Here is an 18,961-nt window from a genome sequence, read left to right as displayed (position 1 = left end):
ATTCTACTGATCTTCTTTTTTCTTTTTTTCTTCCTGATCATCAGCTAAACCTTTTGTGGCATTTTTGAATTCACGTAATGTATCTCCTGCTGCTCTTCCTAATTCAGGAAGCTTTTTCGGCCCAAAAATAATGAGCGCAACAACCGCAATCAGAACCAAACTTCCAGGACCGATCGGACCCATTTGCTCCACCCCCTTTACCCCTTTTCGTCAGTCCTCCTGTGTAACAGAGTAATGCTTTAAGAAATACACAAGAGACTGAAGTTCAACCGCCAAATCTATATGATGAATTCGAATGTGTTCCGGCACATTCAATCGAGCCGGCGTAAAGTTAAGGATTCCTTTGATGCCAAGGGCAATCAAACGATCTGTAATGGATTGAGCTGCTACGGCAGGCACTGTCAAAATCGCAACAGGAATATCTCCTACCTCTTGCACATGCTCTTCAAGCTTATCCAAATCATAGACAGGCACGCCGCCTATCTCACTTCCTATTTTACTCTCATTGACGTCAAAAGCCATTGAAATTTTTGTATTATTATTTTTAATGAAATTATAGTGTAAAAAAGCAGTCCCTAAATTCCCGACACCGATGAGCATGACATTCGTCATTTCATCTTGGTCAAGGGTCTTTCTAAAGAAGGTCAAGAGGTAATCGACGTTATAGCCATACCCTTTCTTCCCAAGTGCACCAAAGTAAGAAAAATCTCGGCGAATGGTGGCAGAATCCACTTTGACTGCATCACTAAGCTCTGCCGATGACACCCTTTGTTTTCCTGATGCATGCAGATTTTTTAAAAAACGGTAGTAAAGCGGCAAACGTTTGGCTGTCGCTTGTGGAATTTTTGACTGGTCTATATTCATATAAGATCCTCCAACTTAAATATCAGATGCTCTGTGAAAATCACCGTTTTTCCCGCCTGTTTTTTCTACTAGATAGGTCGGGCCGATGATCATCCCTTTGTCTATTGCTTTGCACATGTCATAAACGGTCAGTGCACATACTGAGGCAGAAGTGAGCGCTTCCATCTCCACACCCGTACTTCCTTTTGTTTTCACCTGTACTTGTATGTTCAGAATGTACGCATTTCCGTCTTCCTCCCAATCAAAGGAGATATCGACACCTTTTAATGCAAGCGGATGGCACATTGGAATGATAGTAGATGTTTGCTTTGCTGCCATGATGCCAGCTACCTGTGCGACAGATAGTACATCCCCTTTTCCAATGTCATGCTTTTGTATTTGATGAAATACTTCTTTTATCATACGAACGCTTGAAACAGCAACGGCAGTTCTCACTGTAGACGATTTGTCACTAATGTCGACCATCTTTGCTCTTCCTTGTTCGTTAAAGTGGCTAAATTGACTCATCTTTCAACGCTCCCTCACTCAAATCATACACTATTTTTTCCTATCTGTCTTTCATTTGACCATCGCAGCCGTATGTAAGATTTGCCGGTTTACTGCTGATAAGCTACACTTAACATATTATAGCAGAGGTGAAGTTACATGATGATTCTACAAGTGAATCAGCTGTCCAAATCGTTTGGCGCTGATACCGTTTTAACGAATATAAAATTGGAAGTCAAAGCGAGGGATCGTATTGCCATTGTCGGTCGTAACGGTGCAGGAAAATCCACGCTTTTAAAAATCATTGCCGGTCAAATGTCTTACGAACAAGGTGAGATCATCAAACCGAAAGACCTATCCATTGGATATCTCGCACAGCATACAGATGTGACGTCTACACGTACGCTAAAAGACGAACTCCTATCCGTTTTCGATCATTTAAAAGAAATGGAACAAGAGATGAGAACCATAGAAGAGAAAATGGCTTCTTCCACAGGAACAGAATTAGATTCTCTAATGAAAACCTATGACAGGCTGCAGCAAGCATTTAAAGATCAAGGCGGCTACCAATATGAAGCGGATGTCCGCTCCATTTTACACGGACTCGGCTTTAGTCATTTTGAAGATCATACAACCGTCCAATCCTTAAGCGGCGGTCAGAAAACCCGTCTAGCGCTTGGAAAGCTATTATTGATGAAACCAGAACTCTTGATTTTGGATGAGCCAACCAACCATCTAGATATTGATACCTTATCATGGCTTGAGCAGTATTTGCAAAATTATACAGGAGCCATCCTCATCGTTTCCCATGATCGATACTTCTTAGACAAAGTCGTGAACCATGTATATGAAGTGTCAAGAACAGCGATGAAAAAGTTCGCAGGGAACTATAGTAAGTATCTTGATCAAAAAGCTGAGCAGCTAGAGCGTGATATGAAGCTGTATGAAAAACAGCAAGAAGAAATTTCGAAGCTTCAAGATTTCGTGGATCGGAACTTAGCAAGAGCCTCCACCACAAAGCGTGCTCAAAGCAGGCGGAAACAGCTGGAACGGATGGATCGTTTAGATAAGCCGTTAGGAGATGAAAAATCCGCAAACTTCCATTTCGATATTATGAGACAAAGCGGAAATGACGTGCTGAAGGTGCATGATCTCGATATTAGTTACGATGAAAAAACGCCGCTCCTCTCCTCCCTCTCTTTTCATATTAAACGGGAGGATAGCGTGGCACTCATCGGTCCTAACGGTATCGGGAAATCAACTCTTTTAAAAACCTTAACGGATACGTTAAAACCAGTAAAAGGCGATATCAGCTTTGGTTCTCATGTGACGATTGGCTACTATGATCAGGAACAAGCCAAGCTGACATCCTCCAAGAAAGTGTTAAATGAACTTTGGGATGATTATCCCCATATGACTGAAAAAGACATTCGGACTTGTTTAGGAAACTTCCTTTTTTCAGGTGATGACGTCTTAAAGCCTGTACATGCATTAAGCGGTGGAGAAAAAGCACGACTTGCGCTGGCAAAGCTGATGCTCCAAAAAGCCAATTTCCTGATTCTTGATGAGCCGACGAACCATCTTGATTTAGACAGTAAGGAAATTTTAGAGAATGCACTGATTGATTATCCAGGCACCATCTTGTTTGTTTCACATGACCGTTACTTTATCAATCGCCTGGCAACAAAAGTTCTCGAGTTGTCACCAAATGAAACAAAAGAATACCTCGGTGACTACGACTACTATCTTGAAAAGAAAAACGAACAATTAGAGCTTGAAGCACTCCAAACTCAGGAGTCGCATAAAAAACAAGCAGAAAAACCAGTCGAAACAGCAAAACTTTCCTATGCAGAAGAAAAAGAACTAAAAAAGAAAGAAAGACAAAAGCAGCGCCGAATTGAAGAAATTGAAGAGCGTATCGCTGTCATCGAAGACAAGCTCGGTGAAAACGAAGAGCTTCTATGTGATCCTGCTATTTTCCAAGATCACGAGAAAGTACAAGCCATTCAAACAGAAAATGATGCGCTCAATCAAGAGATGGAATCACTTTTTGCGGAATGGGAAGATCTATCAGATGCATAAAGAGTGCCCTAACGGGTGCTCTTTTTTTTAAGGTGAGAATCTTTATCCACAATGATACCCACAATAACATCTTGATTATTCTTAAATATTTTAAAGTTATCCACTTTATCCACAGTATTTTAATCACATATCCACATAAAAGATCACATTTATACACATTCTCTTCATTTTAAAACGAATTTTCTAACAATTGTGGATATATAACGTTTACATGTGAATAAATCGCTTTCATTTCAAGAGAAAAAACTCCTGTATATCCACAGGAGTTCCAAATTGTTGACAAAGGGATAAAATGAACTTTATTTTAGTCCTTTGTCTTCTTTTCAGCGTGATAGAAAACCTTTGCAGTCTAGGAAGGACGAGTACTGGCGCGGAGCGAATTTGATAGTCGTGAGCACCAGCACGCAGGACTGACACCGAATGCGAGGGTTTGTCTACACGCTGAAACTCCTGTATATCCACAGGAGTTCTTATTTATAGGAGACAAGCGGCAGTCCAGGTTGACCGTTCATTGCCATGTCGCCTCTTATTCCCTTTTCAAATGCAATGGTTCCCGCAGCAGCAATCATGGCTGCATTGTCTGTACAAAGAGACAATGGCGGAATCATGACATTCACTTCAGGTAGCTTCGCAAATGCTGAAGTAAGGGCTTCTCTAAGACCTTTATTGGCAGCAACCCCGCCAGCTAGAACGACTTGTTTCACACCATACGATTCAGCCGCTTTTAATGTCTTTCCAACCAGCACCTCAATCACGCTTTCTTGGAAACTTGCAGCCAAATCCTCTGGCGCAATGGTTTCACCCTTTTGAGACGCATTGTGTAATGTGTTGATGACCGCTGATTTTAAACCGCTAAAGCTAAAATGATAGGATCCTTCTTCAAGCCATGCTCGAGGAAGCCTAATCGTTGGCTCCCCTTCATGTGCCAATCGATCAATGTGAGGTCCCCCTGGATATGGCAGACCCATTGTCCGAGCTACTTTGTCATACGCTTCTCCAGCCGCATCATCCAACGTTTCACCAATAACCTCAAAAGACCCATGCTCTTTCATCAAAACAAGCTCAGTATGCCCACCAGAGACGACTAGAGCTAAACAAGGAAACACCAGTTCACCAACGAGCTGGTTCGCATAAATGTGTCCAGCAATATGATGAACACCTACAAGCGGAATTTGATGTGCGAAACTCAGTGCTTTGGCTGCATTAACACCTATCAAAAGTGCACCAACTAAGCCCGGTCCTTCTGTCACAGCAATGGCGTCTAAATCCTGAAAGGTCATATTGGCCTGCGTCATGACTTCTTCTAATACGATCGTCATTTGTTCCACATGATGCCTTGAAGCGATTTCTGGTACCACGCCGCCAAATCGTTTATGGCTTTCTATTTGTGAGGCGACAACATTCGCTACGATCTCTTTCCCATTTTTCACAATGGACGCAGCTGTTTCGTCACAGCTTGTTTCTATACCTAATATGAATCGATCTTTTTTTTCACTCATTTATCTTCACCCACATGACTAATGCATCTTCCCCGTTATCCGTATAATAATTCTTTCGAATAGAAGCTGGTTTAAAACCTAGCTTTTCATAAAGGGATTGTGCTGGCGTATTTGATACCCGCACTTCTAGTGAAAGATGATCTGTCTTTTTTTCTTTGCAAAATTCCATGACATATCGAAGCAGCGCTTCCCCGTATCCTTTTCCCCGGTGCTCAGGGAGAATCGCAATATTCGTAATTTGTGCATCATCCATGACAATCCAAACGCCGCAATATCCAACAGGCTGACCATCTTCTTCAATGAGGAAATAATGGCTGTATTGGTTATGGAGAATTTCATAGACAAACGACTCTTTCTTCCAAGGCGCTGTAAACGAATGCACTTCAATCGTATATACCTCTGGGATGTCCTCTACTGTCATTCTTCGCATCTCTACTGTGTTGAGATTATTTTTGTCCTTCAAGCCATTTCACTTCCGCTTCTGCCAAACGAATATAATTAGGAACAAGCTGATGGACATCTTCAGCAGGGCGGTCTGCCCCCAAAAATGCGAGCACTGAAGGTCTTGGGTTGTGAAATGCCTCGTCTGCTAAAACGGCGGTTTCTCCAAGTGTGGAGAGTATATTCTCTTGATGAAGATGCACATCATGTCCAAGAAATAAAACAGGGTTCCCTTCCTTTTTCAGCTCTTGAAGCCAATCAGTGAGCAGGATATTTTGATCAGGTTTCACTTCTTTTATCTTTCCACCTTCAAATGTATATAACCCTGTATAAACTTGTCCTCTTCTTGCATCAAATATAGGAGAAATCATTCCATCAAAATATCGAGCATTTGCCGCCAGCGTTTCTAAACTTGAAACAGCAGCTATCGGGATAGACAGCGTCCAAGCAAGTGTTTTTGCAATGGTCACACCGATTCTAACGCCAGTGTAAGAACCGGGTCCTTTGGCTACAACAATTTTGCTTAATTCGCTCGGTGCTACGCCGCATTCTTTCATCAGTGCTTCAACTGTCGGCATTGCACGTACTGAATGATTCTTCTTTAAGTACGTAATACTTTCCCCAACCACAGTGTCATCACGGACAAGAGCTATTCCGAGTGTATGGTTTGACGTATCAATTGCCAGTATGGTCAATGTCTTTCATCTCCTTACAAAGGGCCTCATAACGCTCCCCTTTTGCATAAAACGTGAGATGACGTTCTTCTTCACGTTCTGTTCTCAGCATTTCAATTTTTAAATACGATGAAGGCAATTGAGGTTCAATGAGATGTGCCCATTCAACCAAACACACACCTTCCCCCTCAAAATATTCGCCCAGTCCAATATCTTCTTCCGCATCTTCCATACGATACACATCCATATGATAAAGTGGCAGTCTGCCATCCGTATATTCTTTAATAATTGTAAAAGTAGGGCTGTTGACGATACGGGTAATACCTAAGCCTTCTGCAAAACCTTTTGAAAAAGTCGTTTTACCTGCGCCTAAGTCTCCTTCTAATGTTAAGACATCGCCAGGCATCACAAGTGTAGCCAAGGCAGCAGCAATTCGTTTCGTCTCATCCGCACCTTTTGTTGTCCACGTTAACTTCATGGTGGAGTCACCTCATTTCTTAAAATGATTATATCCTTTTTTCATTAAAATTGTTTGTTGATCATGGTCTTTTAAAATAACGCTGGACGCTCGGTCATCTTTGACTTGTCCAATACGCGTGACCTGAATGTGTTCTTTTTTACATTGCGTCTCAAATCGCTTCCAATCCGTTTCAGGGATCGTACCAGTTAAGACAAAATCCTCTCCACCGAACAAGACCCATTCAAGCCACTCTTTATGTAACAACGGTAGATGTGGATGTTTTGGAAGCTGAGCAGCTTCAATTTCAATCGTCACACGACTGGCTTCCGCTATTTCGTTTAACTCACTCGCTAATCCGTCACTCACATCATTCAAGGTCACCCGGGGGAAGCTTGAACAAATAAGGCCAGCAGCAATATGCGGCTGCGGCATTTTGTGTCGCTCTAGAAAAAAAGCAGTGTCAATCGAATGTGCAGCATTTACTTCATTCATTAAAAGGGATAGCCCAGCAGCTGATGAACCTAGTTCACCTGTGACAAAGACAACGTCTCCTGTCTGAGCACTATGACGGTAACAGGCTGTTCCCTTTGGAATCTCACCAATGACCGTTACTGTGATGACAAAGTCACTGCGGGTGGCTACTGTATCTCCACCGATTAAATCCATATGATATGTGTCAGCCAATGCTTTCATTCCCTCGTAAAATGATGCGACAATTGCTTCATCCCCATGAGGCGGGATCGCGATTGATACAAGATAATACTTAGGGATTCCTCCCATGGCTGCGATATCACTGATATTCACTGCCAGCGCTTTAAATCCAACCTCAAAGGGTGTGGAAAAATCAAATCGAAAATGGACATGCTCTACCATTGTATCAACACAAACGACCTCTTCACAATGTGAATGAGGTTGATAAACACTAGCATCATCACCGATGCCCATGACCAAAGAACGCTGATGCGTTTCTTTTGGTGTAATTCGGCGAATAAGATCAAATTCATCCATAAAAGACAGCCCCTTCATACAATCAACTGATTGAGCAAACATGATGTCAGACACAGTTAGTATTAGTGTAGCGAATATGAGCCTCGGTTCCAACTAAAAATGATATAAAGAAAGCCTGGTATAAAAAAACCAGGCGTTGTTTGTTGAAGTCATGATCTTTTCTTATCACATTTAGTGTAGCCAAACACAAGGAGTTTCATTGCATCTAGGATACTTATTGAAAGAAAAAGACATAAAAAAAAACGAAACTATACGTTTTCGTTTACAAGTTATAAAAATGGCGGTCCGGACGGGACTCGAACCCGCGACCTCCTGCGTGACAGGCAGGCATTCTAACCAACTGAACTACCGGACCATTTTGGCTGTACTCAATGAGTACTCCCTATTTAATAGGTAAAATAATTTGGTTGCGGGGGCAGGATTTGAACCTGCGACCTTCGGGTTATGAGCCCGACGAGCTACCGAACTGCTCCACCCCGCGACGATATAAAATAACAAGCTTGGCGGCGTCCTACTCTCACAGGGGGAAACCCCCAACTACCATCGGCGCTGAAGAGCTTAACTTCCGTGTTCGGTATGGGAACGGGTGTGACCTCTTCGCTATCGCCACCAAACCTGATGGAGAGAATGTTCTCTCAAAACTAGATAACAATGTTCATTTTTCACATTAGAATATAGGTTAAGTCCTCGATCTATTAGTATCTGTCAGCTCCACGTGTCACCACGCTTCCACCTCAGACCTATCAACCTGATCATCTTTCAGGGATCTTACTTCCTTGCGGAATGGGAAATCTCATCTTGAGGGGGGCTTCATGCTTAGATGCTTTCAGCACTTATCCCGTCCGCACATAGCTACCCAGCGATGCCCTTGGCAGAACAACTGGTACACCAGCGGTGCGTCCATCCCGGTCCTCTCGTACTAAGGACAGCTCCTCTCAAATTTCCTGCGCCCGCGACGGATAGGGACCGAACTGTCTCACGACGTTCTGAACCCAGCTCGCGTACCGCTTTAATGGGCGAACAGCCCAACCCTTGGGACCGACTACAGCCCCAGGATGCGATGAGCCGACATCGAGGTGCCAAACCTCCCCGTCGATGTGGACTCTTGGGGGAGATAAGCCTGTTATCCCCGGGGTAGCTTTTATCCGTTGAGCGATGGCCCTTCCATGCGGAACCACCGGATCACTAAGCCCGACTTTCGTCCCTGCTCGACTTGTAGGTCTCGCAGTCAAGCTCCCTTGTGCCTTTACACTCTGCGAATGATTTCCAACCATTCTGAGGGAACCTTTGGGCGCCTCCGTTACATTTTAGGAGGCGACCGCCCCAGTCAAACTGCCCACCTGACACTGTCTCCCTGCCCGATAAGGGCAGCGGGTTAGAAGGTCAATACAGCCAGGGTAGTATCCCACCGATGCCTCCACCGAAGCTAGCGCTCCGGTTTCCAAGGCTCCTACCTATCCTGTACAAGCTGTACCAACATTCAATATCAGGCTGCAGTAAAGCTCCACGGGGTCTTTCCGTCCTGTCGCGGGTAACCTGCATCTTCACAGGTACTATAATTTCACCGAGTCTCTCGTTGAGACAGTGCCCAGATCGTTGCGCCTTTCGTGCGGGTCGGAACTTACCCGACAAGGAATTTCGCTACCTTAGGACCGTTATAGTTACGGCCGCCGTTTACTGGGGCTTCAATTCGCACCTTCGCTTACGCTAAGCGCTCCTCTTAACCTTCCAGCACCGGGCAGGCGTCAGCCCCTATACTTCGCCTTACGGCTTCGCAGAGACCTGTGTTTTTGCTAAACAGTCGCCTGGGCCTATTCACTGCGGCTTCTCGGGGCTTTAACACCCTAAGAAGCACCCCTTCTCCCGAAGTTACGGGGTCATTTTGCCGAGTTCCTTAACGAGAGTTCTCTCGATCACCTTAGGATTCTCTCCTCGCCTACCTGTGTCGGTTTGCGGTACGGGCACCTCTCACCTCGCTAGAGGCTTTTCTTGGCAGTGTGGAATCAGGAACTTCGCTACTAAATTTCGCTCGCCATCACAGCTCAGCCTTCACGGGAAACGGATTTTCCTATTTCCCAGCCTAACTGCTTGGACGCGGATATCCAATACCGCGCTTACCCTATCCTCCTGCGTCCCCCCATTGCTCAAATGGTGAGGAGGTGGTACAGGAATATCAACCTGTTGTCCATCGCCTACGCCTTTCGGCCTCGGCTTAGGTCCCGACTAACCCTGAGCGGACGAGCCTTCCTCAGGAAACCTTAGGCATTCGGTGGACGGGATTCTCACCCGTCTTTCGCTACTCATACCGGCATTCTCACTTCTAAGCGCTCCACCAGTCCTTCCGGTCTGACTTCACTGCACTTAGAACGCTCTCCTACCACTGTTCGTAAGAACAGTCCGCAGCTTCGGTGATACGTTTAGCCCCGGTACATTTTCGGCGCAGAGTCACTCGACCAGTGAGCTATTACGCACTCTTTAAATGGTGGCTGCTTCTAAGCCAACATCCTGGTTGTCTAAGCAACTCCACATCCTTTTCCACTTAACGTATACTTTGGGACCTTAGCTGGCGGTCTGGGCTGTTTCCCTTTCGACTACGGATCTTATCACTCGCAGTCTGACTCCCAAGGATAAGTCATCGGCATTCGGAGTTTGACTGAATTCGGTAACCCGGTAGGGGCCCCTAGTCCAATCAGTGCTCTACCTCCGAGACTCTTACCTTGAGGCTAGCCCTAAAGCTATTTCGGAGAGAACCAGCTATCTCCAGGTTCGATTGGCATTTCACCCCTACCCACACCTCATCCCCGCACTTTTCAACGTGCGTGGGTTCGGGCCTCCATTCAGTGTTACCTGAACTTCACCCTGGACATGGGTAGATCACCTGGTTTCGGGTCTACGACCACGTACTCATGCGCCCTATTCAGACTCGCTTTCGCTGCGGCTCCGCATCTTCTGCTTAACCTTGCACGGGATCGTAACTCGCCGGTTCATTCTACAAAAGGCACGCCATCACCCGTTAACGGGCTCTGACTACTTGTAGGCACACGGTTTCAGGATCTATTTCACTCCCCTTCCGGGGTGCTTTTCACCTTTCCCTCACGGTACTGGTTCACTATCGGTCACTAGGGAGTATTTAGCCTTGGGAGATGGTCCTCCCGGATTCCGACGGAATTTCACGTGTTCCGCCGTACTCAGGATCCACTCTGGAGAGAACAACATTTCAGTTACAGGGCTGTTACCTTCTTTGGCGGGCCTTTCCAGACCTCTTCGCTTATATCGTTCCTTTGTAACTCCGTATAGAGTGTCCTACAACCCCAAGAGGCAAGCCTCTTGGTTTGGGCTGTTCCCGTTTCGCTCGCCGCTACTCAGGGAATCGCATTTGCTTTCTCTTCCTCCGGGTACTTAGATGTTTCAGTTCCCCGGGTATGCCTTCTCATACTCTATGTATTCAAGTATGGATACTACTCCATTACGAGCAGTGGGTTTCCCCATTCGGAAATCTCCGGATCAAAGCTTGCTTACAGCTCCCCGAAGCATATCGGTGTTCGTCCCGTCCTTCATCGGCTCCTAGTGCCAAGGCATCCACCGTGCGCCCTTTCTAACTTAACCATTTCTTACTTTAGAAAGAATCACTATGTGTGATGAACTTTGCATTGCATTCAATGTGAATGTATTACTTATTGTTATCTAGTTTTCAAAGAACAATCCTGTCTCGCTAGAGACATGTTTGAAGGAATGATCCTTCAAAACTAAACAAGACGAAAAACGTACGCTGCTCCATATATCCTTAGAAAGGAGGTGATCCAGCCGCACCTTCCGATACGGCTACCTTGTTACGACTTCACCCCAATCATCTGCCCCACCTTCGGCGGCTGGCTCCATAAAGGTTACCTCACCGACTTCGGGTGTTGCAAACTCTCGTGGTGTGACGGGCGGTGTGTACAAGGCCCGGGAACGTATTCACCGCGGCATGCTGATCCGCGATTACTAGCGATTCCAGCTTCACGCAGTCGAGTTGCAGACTGCGATCCGAACTGAGAACAGATTTGTGGGATTGGCTAAACCTTGCGGTCTCGCAGCCCTTTGTTCTGTCCATTGTAGCACGTGTGTAGCCCAGGTCATAAGGGGCATGATGATTTGACGTCATCCCCACCTTCCTCCGGTTTGTCACCGGCAGTCACCTTAGAGTGCCCAACTAAATGCTGGCAACTAAGATCAAGGGTTGCGCTCGTTGCGGGACTTAACCCAACATCTCACGACACGAGCTGACGACAACCATGCACCACCTGTCACTCTGTCCCCGAAGGGAAAGCCCTATCTCTAGGGTTGTCAGAGGATGTCAAGACCTGGTAAGGTTCTTCGCGTTGCTTCGAATTAAACCACATGCTCCACCGCTTGTGCGGGCCCCCGTCAATTCCTTTGAGTTTCAGTCTTGCGACCGTACTCCCCAGGCGGAGTGCTTAATGCGTTAGCTGCAGCACTAAGGGGCGGAAACCCCCTAACACTTAGCACTCATCGTTTACGGCGTGGACTACCAGGGTATCTAATCCTGTTCGCTCCCCACGCTTTCGCTCCTCAGCGTCAGTTACAGACCAGAGAGTCGCCTTCGCCACTGGTGTTCCTCCACATCTCTACGCATTTCACCGCTACACGTGGAATTCCACTCTCCTCTTCTGCACTCAAGTTTCCCAGTTTCCAATGACCCTCCCCGGTTGAGCCGGGGGCTTTCACATCAGACTTAAGAAACCGCCTGCGAGCCCTTTACGCCCAATAATTCCGGACAACGCTTGCCACCTACGTATTACCGCGGCTGCTGGCACGTAGTTAGCCGTGGCTTTCTGGTTAGGTACCGTCAAGGTGCAAGCAGTTACTCTTGCACTTGTTCTTCCCTAACAACAGAGCTTTACGATCCGAAAACCTTCATCACTCACGCGGCGTTGCTCCGTCAGACTTTCGTCCATTGCGGAAGATTCCCTACTGCTGCCTCCCGTAGGAGTCTGGGCCGTGTCTCAGTCCCAGTGTGGCCGATCACCCTCTCAGGTCGGCTACGCATCGTCGCCTTGGTGAGCCGTTACCTCACCAACTAGCTAATGCGCCGCGGGTCCATCTGTAAGTGACAGCCGAAACCGTCTTTCATCCTTGAACCATGCGGTTCAAGGAACTATCCGGTATTAGCTCCGGTTTCCCGGAGTTATCCCAGTCTTACAGGCAGGTTACCCACGTGTTACTCACCCGTCCGCCGCTAACATCCGGGAGCAAGCTCCCTTCTGTCCGCTCGACTTGCATGTATTAGGCACGCCGCCAGCGTTCGTCCTGAGCCAGGATCAAACTCTCCGAAAAAGTACAAAACCGAAGTTTTGTTTTTCGTCAGCGTTTGACTGACTACCTATGAAGTATCATAGGATTTTTTTATAAAAACTCGAATTAACAGGTACGTTTTGTCTTGTTTAGTTTTCAAAGATCATTTTTTTAAATGGAGCGGGTGATGAGAATCGAACTCACGACATCAGCTTGGAAGGCTGAGGTTTTACCACTAAACTACACCCGCGTGGTTAAATGTTATTGGCGCGCCCGAGAGGAGTCGAACCCCTAACCTTTTGATCCGTAGTCAAACGCTCTATCCAATTGAGCTACGGGCGCTTAATCAGGCGACTTAATTATCTTAACATATCGTTTTTATTAAGTCAACATCTTTTTGAAGTTAGTTTGTCGTATCTGTCTGAGCATCAGTGTTTCAGATGCGTCATCAGCGACGAATAAAAATATACCATGGATCATACAAAAGGGTCAATACATTTTTCTAAAAAAGTTTAATGTTTTTTAAGAAGTGCTCTTTTGTTAGATAAATAGAGTTTCAATCGCCCTATTTTCATTTCTTTCTTCATAATTCTAATGATTCTTAAATAAAATCTTTCTAAATCCAAAGGAGGACAAAACATGGTCACCTAGAATTTTTATTTATTGGAAAATTCTTAATATTTTCCATGCATTTAAAGGAGGTAGGAGATGATGAAAAAGTTTGTCGCTTTTCAAATCATGATCGCTTTGGTGATAGGAGCTCTTATCGGCCACTTCTTCCCTGATTTCGGAATGGCACTGCGGCCCATTGGGGATGGCTTTATCCGATTGATTAAAATGATTGTAGTCCCTATTGTTTTCTCTACGATTGTCATCGGCGCAGCTGGCAGCGGTGGAATGAAGAAAATGGGCAGTCTCGGATTAAAGACAATCATTTGGTTTGAGGTCATTACGACCATCGTTCTTGGAATCGGGCTTTTATTGGCCAACGTGTTAAAGCCAGGCGTCGGACTCGATTTCTCTCAATTAGCTAAGAAAGATATTGGGGAACTCGATGGTTATACTCAAAAGGTCGTCGATTTTAAACAGATGGTTTTAGACATCATTCCAACCAATATCATCGATGTCATGGCTCAGAATGATTTACTAGCAGTGATTTTCTTCGCTATTTTATTCGGTGTAGCCGCAAGCGGCATTGGGAAGGCTTCCGCTCCTGTCCTTACCTTCTTTGAATCAGTAGCACAAATTATGTTTAAGCTCACACAAATGGTCATGGTGACAGCTCCTATTGGAGTTTTAGCATTAATGGCAGCTTCTGTCGGACAATACGGCATTGTTTTACTAATCCCTATGATGAAACTTGTTGGCACTGTCTTCTTAGGATTGTTTATTATTCTATTTGTTTTGTTCCCTCTTGTCGCACTGATCTTCCGTTTTAACTACTTCGAAGTGTTGAAAATGATTTGGGATTTGTTTTTGGTTGCCTTTTCTACTACAAGTACAGAAACTGTTCTTCCACAGCTCATGTCACGGATGGAGAAATACGGCTGTCCAAAAAGAATCGTTTCCTTCGTCATCCCGTCAGGTCTTTCTCTTAATTGCGATGGTTCAAGTTTATATTTATCGGTTTCCTGTGTGTTTCTTGCACAAGCGTTTGGTGTCGATATGAGTTTATCACAGCAGCTCCTCATGATGCTTGTCCTTGTTTTAACAAGTAAAGGCATTGCAGCTGTCCCGTCTGGATCACTTGTCGTTCTTTTGGCAACAGCTCATGCAGTAGGTCTGCCAGCAGAAGGTGTCGCTATTATCGCCGGAGTCGACCGGATTATGGATATGGCTCGAACAGGCGTGAATGTTCCTGGACATGCGGTTGCCTGTATTGTCGTCTCTAAATGGGAAAAAGTATTCCGAGAGTCTGCATGGGAAGTTCCAAAAGCAGGTGAAGAAACAAAAGGAATGTAATGTTATTTATGAAGGAAAGGGGTCGCCCTTTCCTTTTTTCATGGCAAAAATGTCTGCTTCAGCACGGCTTTACCTTCTTGTTGCAACTGCACCTCCGCATATGCTCCGTTAATGAGGGTCATTTGAGGCGGTACGTGTCCACAATCAATATCGTAAACAATCGGTATTTGTAATTCCTTATGCAATTCTTCATATAGATCCGTATATTCATATCCTTCCACAGGAGTGTCCACTGCACTCCTGCCAAACATGATGCCAGAGCAATGATCAAACCAGCCTGCTAGTTTTAATTGAACAAGAGACCTCTTCATGCTCGCAGCATTTAATTCACAGTTTTCAAAATACCATAGAATGGGTTCACCTTTCAGGTATGTTTCTTGAAAAGCTTTGACATCTCCAAAAGGCGTGCCAGCTAAGTGCCGGATCACATCAATACAGCCACCCATCAGTCTTCCCTTCATCGTCGTCTCTAAGTGATCAACAGTACGCCATGCGGTTGGTTCGGTTAAATGAAAGACATGTATACTTGGATGGTCATACTGCCATTCCTTTTGATACATATCAGAAGAAAATTGAGTAACGTCCTTTTTCTCTGGAGTGGAAAGTATTTGTTCCCACATAGCCGTCACCTGATCAAGCTCTTCCCCCTGAAGATCCACAAGGTTCGGTCCATGCGCTGTCGCAATGCCTGTGTTTAATGTCAAAGCTAATAGAAGGAGACTTGTATCTGAGTAACCAAGAATCCACTTTTTTTGCATCACTGAGAAATCAAGATGCTCTAACACTTCAATAAGCAGCTGTCCGCCCCATGGCGGGATGATGTGGTCAATCTCATGACAAGTCATCATCCACTGTAACTCATTTGCTCGCTTGATTGCAGGGGCTGATTTCGCTTTTTCCTGCTGCCATACTGTCTCTCCACATATGACTTCATAGCCTCTTTTTTTCATCCGATCGCAAGACAGTTGAAACATCTCATGCAAAGAGGGTTGTACACCTGAGGACGGTGCTGTCACCCCAATCGTTTGTCCTTTTTGCAAAAATGGATACTGGATCATCCTGCTCACCTCCACCTTCTATGAATCTCTCATCTATTCATTGTAAAGAAAATTCCCCTTCTTCAAGGGGAATCTCGTCTTACTCTCTCTGACGCAGGACAGTATATACACCTGCGAAAATACACAAAATTCCAACAAACGAACGTAAGCCCATCTCTTCACCTAGAAGCAGCCATCCAAGGACCGTACCAACGATTGGTTGAAAGAAGAAAAACAGACCACCGCTTGAAGCGTCCATCAGTTGAAGCCCTCTATTCCACAAAAAGAAAGCAAGGGCCGTTGAGATGATACCTAGATACAGAATGCCGCCCCATATTTCCGGTCTTGCCATTTGATGCACATCCAGATGAGGCAAACGAAACAAGACAGGTGGTGTTAATACGATAAAGGCCACAATGATCGCATATGTTGTCGTCACTACTTGAGGATACTTTCCTGGAACTCGTTTCAAAAGAACAGACATGAGTGCCCATGTTAATGCAGCAATAACCAGTGAAAGACCACCAACAAACTCATCCGTTTGAACAGCGACAGGCCCAATCATCGTCAGCACACCTACTGTAGCAAGCAGAATGGAGACACACTTTCTCATTGTGAAAGATTCTTTTAATAGAAAGAAAGCGAAAAGCACCATAAAAGCAGGTGTGGCCGATGTGATGACGGCACCCATTTGTGCAGACGTATACATTGTGCCAATTTCTTGGGTCACGATCGAAAGAAAGTTGCCAATCAATCCAATCGACACAATCAGCGGGATATCCTTTTTGTCTAACCGAAAAGAGTAGCCCAAACGCCAAATCGTGAACACAAGAACGACTCCAGCTACTGCATATCTCATCCAGACGAGCTCAAGTGGCGGGACAACCGCAACTGTTACTTTGACCACTACATACATACCGCCCCAAATACTAGCAGCTAACGCTAAGTAGAGGGCTCCTATATATTTTCCATTCATTTTTTCCCCTCCGTTACTGGATATATTCACTGCGATATCCACAAACGGAGATCACTCTCCGTTATGGACGGAGGTGATTTGGTACATCATGTTCAAATAAAGGCTTCCATTGCATATCAGTCACCCCAATTGTGTTTATTTTCTGATTACTTTATAACAAAATCTGGTTCACTTCAATCCTTTTTATCGCCATGTTTCTTCATATAATAGAAGTTCAATAGGATTGACATGATGAATTCGTTTTCTTATAGTAAGTAAAACAATTGATGTTTACATAGAAAAGGAGTAGAGGTATTTGGATGTTGAAGCTAGGAAACACATTCCCACTGCCGGAAACGAACCGTTTCTTGAGGGAATAAAAGATTGTGTGCCAACCTTGCTTGGTTATATGAGCATTGGGTTTGCCTTTGGAATTGTTGGCATTAGTTCGCAGTTAAGTATATGGGAAATCGCGCTGTTATCTATCTTTATTTATGCTGGCGCTTCACAGTTTATCATCTGTGCATTACTTGTGACAGGAAGCCCTCTTTCCGCTATTATTTTCACCACGTTCATTGTCAATTTACGGCATTTGTTACTCAGCCTTACGCTTGCCCCCCATTTTACACGCTACTCTGTAAAGCAGAACATCGGATTTGGTCTTCTGCTTACTGATGAATCCTTTGGCGTAGCGATGAATAAATTAGCACAGCAAGGAAAATTGAATAACAGATGGATGCATGGACTGAACATTACAGCTTATTTATGCTGGATTGCTGCGTGTACACTTGGCGGAATATTCGGACACTGGATTTCAAATCCAGAGGCGCTTGGTCTTGATTTTGCCCTATCCGCGATGTTTGCTGCGCTGCTCATTCTTTCTTTACAGACGGTGCCAAAAAATAAGCTCACCCATCGCTTATCACTTGTTTTATATATGTTTGTTGCGATGTTTGTGCTGCTTCATTTTGTTCCTTCACACGTGGCTGTTTTGTTGGCAACTGTGCTTGTTGCCACTATTGGGGTGGTGACAGATAAATGATTAGCAGTTTTATGTTATGGCTCATTCTTGGCTGTATGATTGTGACCATCATCCCAAGAGTCGTTCCATTTTTATTTGTAAGGAGTATACAGATGCCAGAAGTGGTGCTCAAATGGTTATCATTTATCCCCATTTGTATATTTACCGCTTTGATTGCAGAGCATCTATTCATACATACTACAGCAGGCGTCACCATTCACTGGATGTACCTTGCTGTCTTGGTTCCAACTGTGTTAATCGCTGTTTGGACAAAAAGCTTGTCCCTCACCGTTCTAGTAGGCGTCATGCTGATGGGCACAGCTAGATGGTTTTTCTAATAGAAAAAGCTTAACCGGATGCGGTTAAGCTTTTTTCATTTTACGATACCGTATACAAAGCCGTCATAGCCTTTTTCGCCAACAGTTTGAATAGCGGTTGCCTCAATTCTCGACTCTTGTTTGAGTAAATCGAAGAATTCACGAGTTCCCTTCACTCGCTCATCTTGATCAGAGGCATGAAGAACTGCTCCATTTCTGACCACATTGTCTGCAATAATGACTGTTCCCTTTTTTGAGAAGTGTAACGCCCACTTCAGATATTGCGGGTTGTTTGGTTTGTCTGCATCAATGAAAATCAAATCGAACGGGAGCGTATCCTGCTCTTTTAACTGAGATAAAGTATCTAACGCTTTTCCTTGTAAAATGGTGACACGTTCTGCTAGGCCTGCTCTGTCTATGTTTTGCTGTGCTGTTTCTGCATGATGACTGACAGCCTCTAATGTCATGAGTTCTCCATCCGCTTCAAGTGCACGGGCAAGCCAAATGGTACTATAACCGCCAAGTGTACCGATTTCTAAAATGCGCTTTGCACCCTTGGTTTTTGCTAACAAATAAAGCAGTTTTCCTTGGGCCGGCGACACATCTATTTCTGGTAATCCGGCTTGCTTATTCTTGATAAGAGTTTGCTCCAATACGTCATCTTTAGCCATCAATTTGTCTTTGATATACTCGTCAACTTTCCCCCATACTTGCTCCAAGTCATCCATCTCCCTTGTTCATGTCTTCTATTTAAAGTCTACATGACGGAAGCGAGAATTTATAATCAATTCTTTTCACACACCTATTCATTTTATTGATGAAAGGAATGGGATGATGGATACATGGGGCAAGTACCTGTA

At 44.8% G+C, this 18,961-nt stretch carries 15 protein-coding genes, 4 tRNA genes and 3 rRNA genes; 4 read left to right on the top strand and 18 right to left on the bottom strand.

The features are described 5' to 3' along the window. Positions 1-3: 3 nt before the first annotated feature. From MHI41_RS03010 to moaC, 3 genes are read right to left on the bottom strand one after another with little or no spacing between them, the layout of a single operon-like run. The gene (locus MHI41_RS03010) at positions 4-183 is read right to left on the bottom strand and encodes a twin-arginine translocase TatA/TatE family subunit (protein ID WP_008344374.1); all 180 of its coding nucleotides are present in this window, start codon (positions 181-183) and stop codon (positions 4-6) included. Positions 184-210: 27 nt separating this feature from the next. Next, complete coding sequence (locus MHI41_RS03005; RefSeq protein WP_008355687.1) at positions 211-864, bottom strand: redox-sensing transcriptional repressor Rex; 654 nt, start codon at positions 862-864, stop codon at positions 211-213. A 15-nt stretch (positions 865-879) separates the two neighbouring features. After that, complete coding sequence (gene moaC / locus MHI41_RS03000; RefSeq protein WP_029575453.1) at positions 880-1,371, bottom strand: cyclic pyranopterin monophosphate synthase MoaC; 492 nt, start codon at positions 1,369-1,371, stop codon at positions 880-882. A 138-nt stretch (positions 1,372-1,509) separates the two neighbouring features. Between moaC and MHI41_RS02995 the strand changes: the two genes are divergently transcribed. Beyond that, complete coding sequence (locus MHI41_RS02995; RefSeq protein ID WP_108611739.1) at positions 1,510-3,432, top strand: ABC-F family ATP-binding cassette domain-containing protein; 1,923 nt, start codon at positions 1,510-1,512, stop codon at positions 3,430-3,432. Positions 3,433-3,902: 470 nt separating this feature from the next. Here MHI41_RS02995 and tsaD read toward each other — a convergent pair whose 3' ends face one another. The 12 genes from tsaD to MHI41_RS02935 all read right to left on the bottom strand — a co-directional run bounded on the left by tsaD (position 3,903) and on the right by MHI41_RS02935 (position 13,151). Then, positions 3,903-4,931, bottom strand: a complete 1,029-nt coding sequence (gene tsaD / locus MHI41_RS02990) for a tRNA (adenosine(37)-N6)-threonylcarbamoyltransferase complex transferase subunit TsaD (protein ID WP_224559280.1) — start codon at positions 4,929-4,931, stop codon at positions 3,903-3,905. Further along, the gene (gene rimI, locus MHI41_RS02985) at positions 4,924-5,352 is read right to left on the bottom strand and encodes a ribosomal protein S18-alanine N-acetyltransferase (RefSeq protein ID WP_008344382.1); all 429 of its coding nucleotides are present in this window, start codon (positions 5,350-5,352) and stop codon (positions 4,924-4,926) included. The genes tsaD and rimI overlap by 8 nt, the downstream gene beginning before the upstream one ends. A 25-nt stretch (positions 5,353-5,377) precedes the next feature. Then, on the bottom strand, positions 5,378-6,067 hold the full coding sequence (tsaB, locus tag MHI41_RS02980; protein WP_057078389.1) for a tRNA (adenosine(37)-N6)-threonylcarbamoyltransferase complex dimerization subunit type 1 TsaB: 690 nt from the start codon (positions 6,065-6,067) through the stop codon (positions 5,378-5,380). After that, positions 6,048-6,524, bottom strand: coding sequence for a tRNA (adenosine(37)-N6)-threonylcarbamoyltransferase complex ATPase subunit type 1 TsaE (gene tsaE / locus MHI41_RS02975; RefSeq protein ID WP_007496038.1), 477 nt, complete (start codon positions 6,522-6,524; stop codon positions 6,048-6,050). Before tsaE ends, tsaB begins: the two co-directional genes overlap by 20 nt. Positions 6,525-6,536: 12 nt before the next feature. Further along, complete coding sequence (thiL, locus tag MHI41_RS02970; protein WP_057078390.1) at positions 6,537-7,514, bottom strand: thiamine-phosphate kinase; 978 nt, start codon at positions 7,512-7,514, stop codon at positions 6,537-6,539. Between the two features lie 278 nt (positions 7,515-7,792). Next, positions 7,793-7,869, bottom strand: a tRNA-Asp gene (locus MHI41_RS02965). Positions 7,870-7,918: 49 nt separating this feature from the next. Continuing rightward, positions 7,919-7,995: transfer RNA gene (locus tag MHI41_RS02960), tRNA-Met, on the bottom strand. 17 nt (positions 7,996-8,012) lie between these two features. After that, positions 8,013-8,128, bottom strand: a 5S ribosomal RNA gene (rrf, locus tag MHI41_RS02955). Positions 8,129-8,189: 61 nt separating this feature from the next. Beyond that, positions 8,190-11,120 (bottom strand): 23S ribosomal RNA (locus MHI41_RS02950). A gap of 182 nt (positions 11,121-11,302) precedes the next feature. Beyond that, positions 11,303-12,851: ribosomal RNA gene (locus tag MHI41_RS02945) — 16S ribosomal RNA — on the bottom strand. Together the 16S, 23S and 5S rRNA genes with 4 tRNA genes alongside form the textbook arrangement of a ribosomal RNA operon. A 134-nt stretch (positions 12,852-12,985) precedes the next feature. Further along, positions 12,986-13,059: transfer RNA gene (locus tag MHI41_RS02940), tRNA-Gly, on the bottom strand. Positions 13,060-13,074: 15 nt separating this feature from the next. After that, a tRNA-Arg gene (locus MHI41_RS02935) sits at positions 13,075-13,151 on the bottom strand. 369 nt (positions 13,152-13,520) lie between these two features. On the opposite strand from MHI41_RS02935, the gene gltP reads away from it, so the two are divergent. Further along, positions 13,521-14,771, top strand: a complete 1,251-nt coding sequence (gene gltP, locus MHI41_RS02930; protein ID WP_024719154.1) for a glutamate-aspartate/proton symporter GltP — start codon at positions 13,521-13,523, stop codon at positions 14,769-14,771. 38 nt (positions 14,772-14,809) lie between these two features. On the opposite strand, the gene MHI41_RS02925 is transcribed toward gltP, so the two are convergent. Together MHI41_RS02925 and MHI41_RS02920 are read right to left on the bottom strand one after the other, a co-directional pair. Beyond that, positions 14,810-15,829, bottom strand: a complete 1,020-nt coding sequence (locus MHI41_RS02925; protein WP_057078391.1) for a S66 peptidase family protein — start codon at positions 15,827-15,829, stop codon at positions 14,810-14,812. A 79-nt stretch (positions 15,830-15,908) separates the two neighbouring features. Continuing rightward, complete coding sequence (locus tag MHI41_RS02920) at positions 15,909-16,784, bottom strand: DMT family transporter (protein ID WP_017358425.1); 876 nt, start codon at positions 16,782-16,784, stop codon at positions 15,909-15,911. A gap of 295 nt (positions 16,785-17,079) precedes the next feature. Between MHI41_RS02920 and MHI41_RS02915 the strand changes: the two genes are divergently transcribed. Next, positions 17,080-17,805 carry an AzlC family ABC transporter permease gene (locus MHI41_RS02915; RefSeq protein ID WP_007496390.1) on the top strand — a complete coding sequence of 242 codons (726 nt, stop codon included), beginning with the start codon at positions 17,080-17,082 and terminating at the stop codon, positions 17,803-17,805. Then, positions 17,802-18,122: an AzlD domain-containing protein gene (locus MHI41_RS02910; protein WP_008346681.1), complete on the top strand. Its 321-nt coding sequence runs from the start codon at positions 17,802-17,804 to the stop codon at positions 18,120-18,122. Before MHI41_RS02915 ends, MHI41_RS02910 begins: the two co-directional genes overlap by 4 nt. A gap of 35 nt (positions 18,123-18,157) precedes the next feature. Here MHI41_RS02910 and MHI41_RS02905 read toward each other — a convergent pair whose 3' ends face one another. Further along, positions 18,158-18,820, bottom strand: coding sequence for an O-methyltransferase (locus MHI41_RS02905; RefSeq protein ID WP_008346684.1), 663 nt, complete (start codon positions 18,818-18,820; stop codon positions 18,158-18,160). Positions 18,821-18,961: the final 141 nt, after the last annotated feature.

It is taken from the genome of Bacillus sp. FSL M7-0307 (assembly GCF_038627835.1).
GTDB lineage: Bacteria > Bacillota > Bacilli > Bacillales > Bacillaceae > Bacillus > Bacillus altitudinis.
Note: the sequence above shows the minus strand (reverse complement) of the source record. Positions and strands in the feature narration are given on the sequence as shown.